10 protein-coding genes are annotated in these 12,226 nt (G+C 38.0%); 1 reads left to right on the top strand and 9 read right to left on the bottom strand.

Features of this window, described 5'->3' with window-relative positions; genetic code table 11:
* The first annotated feature begins 754 nt into the window (after positions 1-754).
* The gene (locus tag EKM69_RS03940) at positions 755-1,639 is read left to right on the top strand and encodes a helix-turn-helix domain-containing protein (RefSeq protein WP_125708337.1); all 885 of its coding nucleotides are present in this window, start codon (positions 755-757) and stop codon (positions 1,637-1,639) included.
* Positions 1,640-1,712: 73 nt separating this feature from the next.
* Here EKM69_RS03940 and EKM69_RS03935 read toward each other — a convergent pair whose 3' ends face one another.
* The 9 genes from EKM69_RS03935 to glyQ form a co-directional block, all read right to left on the bottom strand.
* Complete coding sequence (locus EKM69_RS03935; RefSeq protein WP_125708335.1) at positions 1,713-1,901, bottom strand: 2-hydroxymuconate tautomerase; 189 nt, start codon at positions 1,899-1,901, stop codon at positions 1,713-1,715.
* 13 nt (positions 1,902-1,914) lie between these two features.
* A complete protein-coding gene (pepT, locus tag EKM69_RS03930; protein ID WP_125708333.1) occupies positions 1,915-3,165 on the bottom strand; it encodes a peptidase T in 1,251 nt (416 codons plus the stop codon).
* Between the two features lie 13 nt (positions 3,166-3,178).
* Positions 3,179-3,982, bottom strand: a complete 804-nt coding sequence (locus EKM69_RS03925; RefSeq protein WP_125708331.1) for a Nif3-like dinuclear metal center hexameric protein — start codon at positions 3,980-3,982, stop codon at positions 3,179-3,181.
* The gene (locus EKM69_RS03920; RefSeq protein ID WP_125708329.1) at positions 3,982-4,671 is read right to left on the bottom strand and encodes a tRNA (adenine(22)-N(1))-methyltransferase; all 690 of its coding nucleotides are present in this window, start codon (positions 4,669-4,671) and stop codon (positions 3,982-3,984) included. The genes EKM69_RS03925 and EKM69_RS03920 overlap by 1 nt, the downstream gene beginning before the upstream one ends.
* A gap of 1 nt (position 4,672) precedes the next feature.
* On the bottom strand, positions 4,673-5,881 hold the full coding sequence (locus tag EKM69_RS03915; RefSeq protein ID WP_125708326.1) for an SAM-dependent methyltransferase: 1,209 nt from the start codon (positions 5,879-5,881) through the stop codon (positions 4,673-4,675).
* 265 nt (positions 5,882-6,146) lie between these two features.
* Complete coding sequence (rpoD, locus tag EKM69_RS03910) at positions 6,147-7,289, bottom strand: RNA polymerase sigma factor RpoD (protein ID WP_125708324.1); 1,143 nt, start codon at positions 7,287-7,289, stop codon at positions 6,147-6,149.
* A 22-nt stretch (positions 7,290-7,311) separates the two neighbouring features.
* Positions 7,312-9,138, bottom strand: coding sequence for a DNA primase (gene dnaG / locus EKM69_RS03905; RefSeq protein ID WP_125708322.1), 1,827 nt, complete (start codon positions 9,136-9,138; stop codon positions 7,312-7,314).
* Between the two features lie 81 nt (positions 9,139-9,219).
* Positions 9,220-11,289 (bottom strand): glycine--tRNA ligase subunit beta, encoded by a 2,070-nt coding sequence (glyS, locus tag EKM69_RS03900; RefSeq protein WP_125708321.1) that lies wholly within the window; start codon positions 11,287-11,289, stop codon positions 9,220-9,222.
* Positions 11,282-12,199 carry a glycine--tRNA ligase subunit alpha gene (glyQ, locus tag EKM69_RS03895; protein WP_125708319.1) on the bottom strand — a complete coding sequence of 306 codons (918 nt, stop codon included), beginning with the start codon at positions 12,197-12,199 and terminating at the stop codon, positions 11,282-11,284. Before glyQ ends, glyS begins: the two co-directional genes overlap by 8 nt.
* Positions 12,200-12,226: the final 27 nt, after the last annotated feature.

The following is a 12,226-nucleotide window of genomic DNA, read 5'->3' as shown; positions in this document are numbered from 1 at the left end:
CTAAAACAAGTGAAGCAGCCATTTTTTGTGACGGTCTCAAGGACCAAAAATGAGTACGGCTTGTCTTCACTACCACTATAAAGTAATAGAGGCATAGGAGCACCCCGTCGGGTAACTTCTATGCCTCTAAGCTTAGTATTTTTTTGTGGTGATTTTGTTGGTTGGTGGTTCACTGCCGGTTCTGTGAGGGGTTCCGGGAATTGCGACCGTGGAACGCCATGGGCACCACTCTGAGCTATCCGGGTAGTTCGCCCGGACATCTCACAGCTGGGCCTTTCACTAGGCAATAAATTGCCAAGTGAAATTTCATGGCTGACGGTCGAATTCCCTCCACCCCTCACAGAACCTAGGTTGTACAATCAATTCTTTTTTTGTTTGTACACGGTACTTATCTTTATAGTGAAATTTGGCAGCGGTTTTTATTTGCTTATCTATTTTTCTCCATTTTTATGATTGTTGTTCCTTGAATCTATCTTGTAAATTTTGATTTATTGATGTCATCGGTTGTTATTTCGATGGCTTCTTTTTTTTGCTCTTCACTTGCTTCGCTCGTGAAAGTCGCCTTGTGTTCCGCTCTCCATTTTTATGTTGTTTTCATTTGTAAATTTAGTTTATTCGAATTTGGTGTTTTATTGATTCTGTCTGATTTTGATTTTATTTTTTGATTGTTGTTCAAAGTTATATTACTATAGGTAATAAATAACGTGTTATTGATATTTAATATCACTTACAGGAATATGACAGAGGTGTTTTTATGTTTTTAGGTTCTGCTTTTAAATCTCAACGCTTGGCTAAGGGTTTGAATCAGTTGGATGTTTGTCGGGGTATTTGTTCTCAGGCTGTTATTTCTAAGATGGAAAATTTGAATGTGTCCCCTTCTGTTGATGTTTTGCTTTTGCTTTGTCAGCGGGTGGATTTGTCTTTGAATGATTTGTTTTCTGAGTTTAGTCAGTTGCCTTCTAATAATTTTATTAACGATAAGATCCGGCGGGCTGATGTTTTGTTTCAGAATGGCGAATTTTCTCAGTCTAAGGACGTTTTGCTTTCTTTGGATATTAGTTCTTTGACTAAGATTCAAAACGCTCATATCCACTTTTTACTGGGTCTCATTTCTAGTTTGTCTGATTTTGATGAGGCTATTTTTCAATTTAATTTTACTTTGCAATCGCTTGATAATAAGAGTGTTAATTTTTGGAAGTTTTTGGCTTATGTTGGGTTGGCTCAGGTTTATCGTCGCAAACAGGCTGCTGATAAGGAGAAGTATTATATGCGACTTGCTGATCAGTATTTTATTGAGTTTGATTTGTTTGATGATTTAGAATTTTATTACTTTCTTTCTGCTATTACTGATTTGGCTGGTTATTATTCTGAGCATGATGATTTTGAGACTGCTGGTAAATACATTGCTATTGGTATTAAGCCTCGACATGGGTACTTGTCGGCGGAGTTTACTGACCAACTGTTCTTTTTAGCTGCTAAGATTGCTAAGCATTCTGATGCTGATTATCAAGCTCAAATCAGTCATTCACTTACTATGGCGATTGCCTTTGCTGATTTTAATAAGAATCAGTCTTTGCTTGATCAAATTAATGAATTTATGCAGCAAAATAATATTCGCGAGTTGAAAATTAAACCCTAGGTCAAAAATGATTTCTCAAAAAATTTAAGCAAAAAAAATAAGACCCCACATGAGGTCTTATTTTTTTTGCTAACTATTTTGCTTCGCTTGCGCGAACGCCACCAACTGAGTAGTGGTCTTTTGACATTTCGTTCAATACAATGTGGATGTGTTCGGCAGGTGCACCAGTGTTTTTAGAAATAGCGTCTGTTACATCTTTTACTAAACCTTTCAATTGTTCTGAAGAACGTCCTTCGATCAAATCAATGTGTACTAATGGCATAACCAATCACTCCTTAATTATTTTTTTGTTTGTTATTTAGTTTAACAATTTCTAGAATAACGTCAACTGCTAATTCCATGGACTCTAATGCAACATATTCATATCGACCGTGCATGTTTTCGCCACCGGCAAATAGATTTGGTGTTGGTAAGCCCATGAAGGAGATCTTTGAGCCGTCTGTTCCTCCACGTACGGGAGCTTCATCAGGTTCAATGTCCAAGTTCTTCATTGCTTGTTCTGCGATTTTGACTACATCCATATGATCTTTAATTACATCGATCATATTGTAGTATTGATCTTTCAAATCAATTTCAACGGTATTAGCACCGTATTTTTGGTTCAATTGATCAGTAATTTCTTCAATTTTATTCTTTCTAGCATTTAATCCGTCACGGTCAAAGTCACGGATGATGTATGACATTTTGGCTTCATCTACGGTACCTGATAATGATAAGAGATGATAAAATCCTTGTCTGTCATCGGTTTTTTCAGGGACCTCATCTGCAGGCAATGCATTTTGGAAATCGTTGGCGACACCTAAGGCATTGATCATGATCCCCTTAGCTGATCCGGGATGGACGTCTTTACCATTGATTTTGACCTTCAATGCGGCTGCAGAGAAAGTTTCGTATTCCAACTGACCAACTGGTCCACCATCGACCGTATAGGCAAAGTCAGCACCGAAATCTTCAACGTCAAATTTATCAGCACCAGTTCCTATTTCCTCATCAGGTCCCAAGCCGATAACGATCTTACCGTGTTTAACTTCTGGATGTGCAACTAAGTATTCCATAGCGGTAATGATCTCAGTTACACCAGATTTATCATCTGAACCTAGCAGAGTGTCGCCACTCGTCGTGATCAGTGTTTGTCCAGCATATTTTGTTAATGAAGAGAATTCTTTTGGATCTAGTTTGTATTCACCCTTTTCGTCTAAATTAATCACACTTTTGCCGTCATAATTTTCAACGATTTTAGGTTGGATATTTACTGAATTGAAGTCAGCTGTATCAACGTGGGAAATCAATCCCAGCACCGGAACATCAACATCTAAGTTTGATGGTAGTTCAGCTATTAAATATGAATTTACGGGATGGATCCGAATATTTTCTAATCCAATTTCCACCAATTCGTCTTCCAATTTTTTCAAAAAAACAGTTTGTCTCTCAGTTGAAGGAACTGTTGTTGATTCCTCATCTGAACGCGTATTTTCTTTTACGTAGCTCAAAAAACGTGGTAGTAGTTTTTCATATTTAGTAGTCATTTTCCGTCTCCCCTTAAATAAAATTGTATGGTTCGGTATTGATCTCTGACTTGATGATATCAAGATCCCAATGATATGCATTCGACCAATCAGCTAACTTGTGAGCCATTTTTTCGATAAAAATAGCTTCGATGTGATGGCCGGGATCAATTACATTCAATCCAGCAGACATCATGTCATGGGCTGTGTGATAGTATACATCACCCGTAATGAACGTATCAGCTCCAGACTTCAAGACTTCTGGATAAAATTTGCCAGCATCTCCACCGATCAAAGCGACTCGTTTCACAGGTTGACCTGCTTCTGAAACAACATAGCGCAAGTTCTTCAATTCATAGGCATCATGGACTTTTTTAGCAAATTCTAAGACATCCATAGATGTAGTTAAATCTGCCACCCTACCGATCGAATAGTCGTCGTCAGGATCGATATAACCTGAATCTTTAATGTCGACGTGTTCACGCAGTCGTTCCATTAACCAATCGTTCATGCCACCGTGAGCTTTATCCAAATTAGTATGTGATGCATTGACTGCAATGTTATTGGCCAGTAAGTCCCGATACATTTGGTTTTGTGGTGAAGATAAATCAAGGTTTCTGGCAGCATGGAACATAATAGGATGATGTGCCAAGATCAAATCTACTCCATTATCAATAGCTTCTTTGACAACTTTTGGACGAACGTCCAATGTTGTCATTACTTTATGAACTTCTTGATCACGATCACCAATTTGAAAACCAGATGGATCTCCGTCCATCTTGATACTTAATGGAGCAAACTCTTCAATTTTGTTTAAAATATCTTGAACTTTTACCATTACAAAATCTCCTCAATGTACTTGATATAGTCATTCATTTGAGCAATTTTGGCCTGATCGATCTTCTTAGCTTGCTGCATGCTAGTTACTGCATTCCGGTAATTGTGCAACTTATGCGACCATTTTTGGACGAATGTTGCTGACTTTTTCTGGATCAAAACTGGACCCATCAACATTTCAGCACCGGAAAGTTCCTTAACGTCGTCTGTGTACTTAGTTTTGATGATCTCGTAAATGTGATGCTCATCTTCAACGATATCCTCGTCAATGATGGAAAAATGATGATTGACTAACCATTGTCTAACTAATGGTTCACCAATATTAGGTTGTAAAATCAAGGTTTCCACATTTTGAAGCTGTTCTTTGGTCGCCCGGTTCAAGATGTCTGAGATCAAGATCCCACCCATACCGGCAATAACTACGGTATCGATATTGTCAGCTGGTTCGATCACTGCTAATCCATCGCCTAATCTAACGTCAATTTTGTCCGCAAGTTGATATTTTTTAATATCTTCTAGTGACCGGTCTCTAGGACCTTCTGCCACTTCCCCTGCGATTGCATAGTTAATTACTTGATCATTTACCAATTCCACTGGCAAATAAGCGTGGTCAGAACCTATGTCTGCTAACCGCGCATTTTGATCAACCATTTTTGAAACGATATTAAGTCGCTTTGATAATAATGTCACTCTATTCTGTCACCCGTTCTGCCATTTGCTTGTCTTTTTCTGTCATATACTCACGAGTCATTGGCATACTGCTACCACTGGCACCGTTCGTCAATAGATATTGTATAACATCGATATTGCCACTTTCAAATGAAGCTGCACAAGCTTGCAAATAAAGGTCCCACATTCTGATGAATCTTTCATCAAACATGTCTTCAACTTGATCTTCAACCTTCAAGAAGTTTTGATGCCAGATTTCAACAGTCTTTTGATAATGTCTACGCAAAGGTTCAATATCATCGATTTGTAATTTAGCATCCATGATGTGACCGATATTTTCTTTAATGTCAGGAATGTAGCCACCTGGGAAAATATACTTAACTAACCAAGGATCTACTCCTAAGCCTTCGTGTTGGCCAGTAATACCATGGATCAAAGCTGAACCGTTTGGTTTCAACATACGTTTAACAGATTGGAAATAACCTTCCAAGTGTTTTTGACCAACGTGTTCGAACATACCAACAGAAACTACATGGTCAAATTGTTCGTTGATCTCACGATAATCTTCCAAAATAACTTCCATTTGGTCAGTTAAATTCTCTTCCTTGATCTTGTTATTAACGTAATCATATTGTTCTTGACTAAGAGTAACACCCTTAGCTTTTAAGCCATATTCTTTAGCAGCAGTGAACATCATTGTTCCCCAGCCACAACCGATATCGATGATCGATTCGCCAGGTTTAGTGTTCAACTTGTTTAAAATGTGATGAACTTTGTTCATTTGTGCTGTTTCTAAATCATCCTCAGGAGTTCTGAAATAGGCACATGAATAAGTCATCGTCTTATCCAACCATAATTTGTAAAAATCATTACCTATATCGTAATGTTCTTGGATCTCTTTTTTGTTGTTTTCTTCAGAATGACTGAATTGTGGAATAATCTTCTTTAATTTAACGCTAGACATAAAACTATCTGATTGCGTATAAGCTGACGTGATAAGTTTTTGGATCGAGCCCTCGATCTCAATGTCTTTGTTCATATAAGCTTCGCCCAATGTCAAAGTTGCGTGTTTAACAACCTCAGAAATAGGAACTTCCTTATTAAATTTGATCGTTATGTCAGATTTTCCTTCTGGTCCGTACTTCTTCTCTTTGCCATCCCAGAAAATAATGGTTACGGGAATAGTAAACGACCGTTTAAAAATCTGATCGTAAATAGTTTTATCTAACATAAAAATCCTCCCAAAATTGAATATACTTATTGTAAATCAAAACGATTGAAAACAAAAATATTATTAATTTTTTCAGAAAACAATTAATTAAGCCTTGCTATTGAGCGGTTCTTTTGGCCATTAAGTTGAATTTTTAAAATGAATCATTAGGTTCCTTTTGTCTCATTTTCAGACAATATCGAAAAAAAATAACAATGCCAGCTAAGTGACATTGTTATTTTTAAATTTATTTATCAAAAGATAATTGAACTAAGAAGTAAGCTAATTATTCCAAGAAATCCTTCAATTGTTTTGATCTTGATGGATGGCGGAGTTTACGGAGTGCTTTAGCCTCGATTTGACGGATTCTTTCACGAGTTACGCCAAAGACCTTACCTACTTCTTCCAAAGTTCTCGTTCTTCCATCGTCTAAACCGAAACGAAGACGAAGTACGTTTTCTTCACGGTCAGTCAATGTATCAAGAACATTTTCGAGTTGTTCTTTTAACAATTCATATGATGCGTGATCCTCAGGACTAGTTGCATCGGAATCTTCAATGAAGTCACCTAAGTGCGAGTCATCCTCTTCACCAATAGGTGTTTCCAATGAAACTGGTTCTTGAGCAATCTTCAAGATATCACGAACTTTAGTAGTTGCCATATCCATTTCAGCACCAATTTCTTCTGGCAAAGGTTCACGACCTAAGTCTTGAAGTAATTGACGTTGGATCCGGATCAATTTATTAATAGTTTCAACCATGTGAACTGGGATACGAATAGTTCTAGCTTGGTCAGCGATAGCACGCGTAATTGCTTGTCTGATCCACCAGGTTGCATAAGTTGAGAACTTGAAACCGAGACGATAATCGAACTTCTCAACGGCTTTCATCAAGCCCATGTTACCTTCTTGGATCAAATCAAGGAATTGCATACCACGACCAACATATCTCTTAGCAATCGAAACAACTAAACGAAGGTTGGCTTCAGCAAGTCTTTGCTTAGCTTCTTCGTCGCCTTGTTCGATCTTTAGAGCAAGGTCAACTTCTTGTTGAGCATTCAAAAGAGGAACACGACCAATTTCCTTAAGGTACATCCGGACTGGATCATTAACCTTGATATCAGCTGGAGCAGCAGTATCTTTAGAACTTGGAGCCTTTTCGTCTTTCTTTTCTTTAAGAAGTGCTAGTTTACTAGGATTACCGTCCTCATCCACAACGGCAACACCTTTATCTTGTAGTTGTTCAAGTGTGTCATCAAGTGTCTCATCTTTAAGTGAGAAAGGCTCGATCAACTTTTCAGTCAATTCAGTTTCTGTGACTTGACCTTGTTTCTTCTTGTCTTTGATTAAAGCTTTAATTGCTGACTCTAATTCTTTACTTGATTTAACGACCTTTTTGGTTTTTGATACTGTTGTTTTCTTTGTTACCATAAATATATTCCTCCAGTATGCATTAATTGCTAGCTAACAATTTCCTTACTCTGATCAGCTCTTGCGTGAGCTGTAACTGTAACTCATTGTCACCCACCATCGCCGCCTTTTTAAGTTGTTGATTAATATCGTTGATCTTAAATTCCAAACTCGAATTATCAATGTTTGCAATGTAATCTTTGATCTCATCATCATTGTATTCGATTGGCATTTGCATCATTTCGATATCGGCAAGCACGTTTTTATTTTCTTCATCAAGCACGTTCATGAAGTCTGCTGCAATGATTTCATCATTTATATCACGGTCGACCGCAAACTTGATCATCTGGTCAAATATCGTTTGATAGTTTTGATGAACAAATTTGAATTCATTTCCTTTGAGCATCGAACGGATCTCAGGGTATCTCAACGACCAAAAAATCAAATTACGTTCTGATTTCTCGACTCGATCAAATTTCTGTGGGACCGTCGCAGTCGTTTGTTCCAACTGAGCATGTTCAATGTTCTTGTAGTTATTCGCTGGTTGACTGATTGAAAACTTTCTTCTCGCAGTACCGAGTTCTTTATAAATCGACTCTTTGTTAACGTTCAACTCTTCAGCTAAACGTGTGACGTACATGTCCTGTTCGATTGGAGATTTGAGCTTCACTAGTTCACCAATTGCTTGTTTCAAATACTCGATCTGATCATGTTCATTTGTCAGATTGTACTGACGTTTGAAATAATTCAGCACGAAAGCAATCGAAGTTTGAACAGAGTTTTCGGTCAAACTCTTAAATTTATCAGGACCTGCACTTCTAATGTACTCATCAGGATCTTGCTTGTCAGGAATACTGATGACACCGTATGTGAAGCGATCATCGTTGAGCTGTGTCAATGCACGATATGTCGCCTTAACTCCAGGGTCATCTCCATCGTAACAAACGTTGATCTGATCAGTCAGTCGACTCAATGAATACAATTGATAATCCGTCAAACTGGTACCCATTGAGGCAACACCATTAGTCACACCGGCTTTGTAAGCACTCATAACATCCATGAATCCTTCGAACAAAATTACGTTGTTCTTCTCCCTGATGCTATGCTTAGCCAAGTTAATGTTGAAGATGGTCTTTCCTTTATTGAATATCGGCGTTTCTGGACTGTTAAGGTATTTGGCTACCCCATCAGCCTTATTCAATATTCGGCCAGAAAAGGCGATGATACTGCCATTCTCGTCTTTTATCGGAATCATCACCCGATCACGGAAACGGTCAAATAACTCACCGGCTTCGTTCTCAGCAAATAACCCAGACTTTCTTAGGACAGTATCATCGATTGAGCGATCTCTAAAAAATTGTAATAACAAGTTGGAATTATTCGGTGCATAACCCAGATCAAAATCTTCGATCAAGTCTGAAGTAATGTTACGATCCGTCAAGTAACGCATCGCGACATCACCATTGTCAGTCTTAGTTAAGATATGCGTGTACAATTTAGCTGCTTCAGCGTACATTTGCATCAACTGACGGTGACTGCTGTTTTGAGCTGGAGCGTTTGAAGGTTGGAAAGCATCAGGAACTGTAATGTTGCCCATTTCGGCAACTTCAATTACGGCTTCTGGGAAACTCTTATCTTCGATCTCCATAATAAACTTAAAAACATTGCCACCACGGCCACAGCTAAAACAATGAAATAATTGTTTATCCTCAGACACCGAAAACGACGGTGTCTTTTCTGGCTGGAACGGACAGAGTCCAAATAAGTTCTTACCAGACTTCTTTAATTGAACGTATTTACTAATAACATCTGCGATGTTAGTTTTTGAGGAGACTTCTTCAATAAATTCTTGTGGAATCATTGTTGCCATCACGTCACCCCCTCAACGAATTAATGTAAAAACAGTGAATTACAATATATCATCTTTCGGATGTTATTGCAAGGTCAGAAACTACTTAATTACAATTTTAGACAAATCTCCTAATTTTGCAATTAAATTGTTTGTAATCACTAATTGAGTCAAACGATTGTTTTTAATTTTTTCATCTTTATCCATGATCATGTTTTCTTCAAAATAAGCATTGATAGGATCTTTTAAGGTTGATAGTTGTTCGAAGAGTTTTTCGGCATCATCTGATTGTTTGTCATAAATGTCTGCCACTGCATCGTTCAAAGACTTTTCAGAAGGATTTTCGAATAATGATTCATCCATCTTCAAACTGTCAGAATACTTGAAGTCTGCTTTTTGAGCTAAGTTTACAACACGACTCAAGGCTTCGACTACTGTCTTGAAGTTAGTATCAGCCACGTGTTCTTGTAATACTTGGGCTGTATTGATCATTGAAACAGGATCAAAGATGCGTCCATCAGTTACAGCATCGATAATATCACTGCGAACTGCCTTTGTATTTAAGAATTGACGAATACGGTCAATGATGAATCCATCTAGTTCTTTTTCGTTAGCGTTTAAGTCTAAGGTTGCAGGGACTGTTAAGTTCTTGATCAAATATGCTTGTAAGTCATTCAAGTTCAACTCCCAACCCTTTTGATCCAAGATTCTTACGATACCATAAGCTTGACGTCTTAAAGCATATGGATCATTTGATCCACTTGGGATCAAGCCAACGGCATAAAAAGTGATCAAAGAGTCTAATTTGTCGGCAATTGCTAGAGTAGCTCCGGCTTTAGTTTCTGGTAGATCACCTTCGGCAGAAATTGGCATGTAATGTTCTCTGATTGCATGTGCAACACCATCAGTTTCACCCATGATGCTTGAGTACTTCTCACCCATAATTCCTTGAAGTTCAGGGAATTCGTCAACCATGTTAGTTACTAAGTCAAATTTATAAATATCGCTGGCACGTAATAAGTCTTTCTTTTCATCAGCTGATAATTCGAAAACATCTGCCAAGTAATCAGCAATTTGATGTACACGTTGCATCTTTTCGTACATCGTACCGATCTTAACGTGGAAGTTAACTGTCTTAAGTTTATTCACGTAATCAGCAATGCTCTTCTTTTGATCTTCTTTAAAGAAGAAGTCGGCATCTTCTAGACGAGCAACTAACACCTTTTCGTTACCAGAAACAACATTTTCGATAAATTCAGAGTTTCCGTTACGAACAGAGATAAAGTCAGGTGCTAGTTTGCCGTCTTTTTGGCGAACGTCGAAGTATCTTTGGTTATCTTTCATCGAAGTGATCAACACTTCTTCTGGGATCTCAAGATACTTTTCAGCAAACTTGCCGTGGAAAGTAGTTGGATATTCGACTAAGTTGTTAACTTCTTCCAAGAGGTCCTCATCAACATCAACGATCCAATCATTATCAGTCGCAATAGTGTTAATTTGGTCTCTAATTATATCCTTTCTTTCTTTAGCGTCAACAATTACGAATTGGCTACGCAATGTTTCGACGTAATCTCTGACGCTCTTGATATCAACTGTTTTTCCTAAGAAACGATGTCCTCTAGTAGAACGTCCAGCTTCAACATCAAGCACTTTGATTGGAACAATTTCATCATCTAATAATGAAACGAGCCAATGAATCGGACGAATATATTCAAAGTCATAACTATCCCAGCGCATTCTCGTTGGGAAAGTTAAGTCAGTGATCACGTCAACGATATCTGCTAGTACATCTTTAACATCTTTACCTGTTTCGTGTTTTTGAATGTAGGCATACTCAGTACCCTTTAATTCTTCAAAAAAGATATCATCAGCAGACATGCCTTGTCCGCGGGCAAATCCTTCAGCAGCTTTTGTCCAATTACCATCAGCATCTTGAGCTATTTGTTTTGAAGGACCCTTAGCCTTAACGTCAATATCTGTTTGTTTATCAGCGATGTCTTCGATCATGACAGCTAATCTTCTAGGAGTAGAATACTTTTCGATTTTTGAGAAAGAAATACGATTATCTTTTAAAAATGCGGCTGTTTTTTGAGCTAATTGATTGATACTAGGAGTTACCACGTGAGCTGGCATTTCTTCTAATCCAATTTCTAATAGGTAATTTTTAGTCATTTGCTTTCTCCTTTACATCTTTAGCATTCTTGCTAGCTAATAATGGGAAACCTAATTTTTCACGTTCATCAACGAAGGCAGCTGCCACTTTGTTAGCCATTCTTCTGATCCGTGATAAGTAAGCAGCTCTTTCGGTAACTGAAACTGCACCACGAGCATCTAACAAGTTGAATGTATGTGAACATTTCAAAATGTAGTCATATGCAGGATGAACTAATCCTAAGTCCATTAAACGATTTGCTTCTTTTTCGTAATCATTGAAAGCTTGGAAAAGCATATCTTGATTACTTTCTTCGAAGGAGTATTTTGAGTGTTCGTATTCTGGTTCTTTGAAGATATCACCGTAAAGTACTCCGTCACCCCATTCAAGGTCGTAAACTGAGTTAACGTCTTGGATGTATTCAGCTAAACGTTCCACACCATATGTGATCTCACTAGTTACAGGATGGCATTGAAGGCCACCAACTTGTTGGAAGTATGTAAATTGAGTAACTTCCATTCCGTCGAGCCAAACTTCCCAACCAACACCGGCACAACCCATTGATGGGTTTTCCCAGTTGTCTTCTACGAATCGAATATCATGTTCAAGTGGTTCAATACCTAAAGCACGTAATGAATCAAGATAATATTCTTGAATGTCTTCTGGAGCTGGTTTCATAACTACTTGGAATTGGTGATGTTGATACAAACGGTTAGGGTTCTCACCGTAACGACCATCAGCAGGTCTTCTTGATGGTTCTACATATGCGGCGTTCCAAGGTTCTGGTCCGATAGCACGCAAAAATGTATAAGGACTCATCGTTCCGGCACCTTTTTCCGTATCGTAAGCTTGCATTAACATGCAGCCCTTTTCACCCCAAAAACGTTGAAGTGTCAAAATCATATTTTGAATATTAAGCTTCTTTGTCATAGTTTCTCCCTCCGGACAGATAAAGAC

Origin of the sequence: Companilactobacillus zhongbaensis (assembly GCF_003946515.1) — a bacterium.
In the GTDB taxonomy this organism is placed as follows: Bacteria; Bacillota; Bacilli; order Lactobacillales; family Lactobacillaceae; genus Companilactobacillus; species Companilactobacillus zhongbaensis.
The sequence above is the reverse complement of the archived record's forward strand: the minus strand, read 5'-3'. Positions and strand labels throughout refer to the sequence as shown.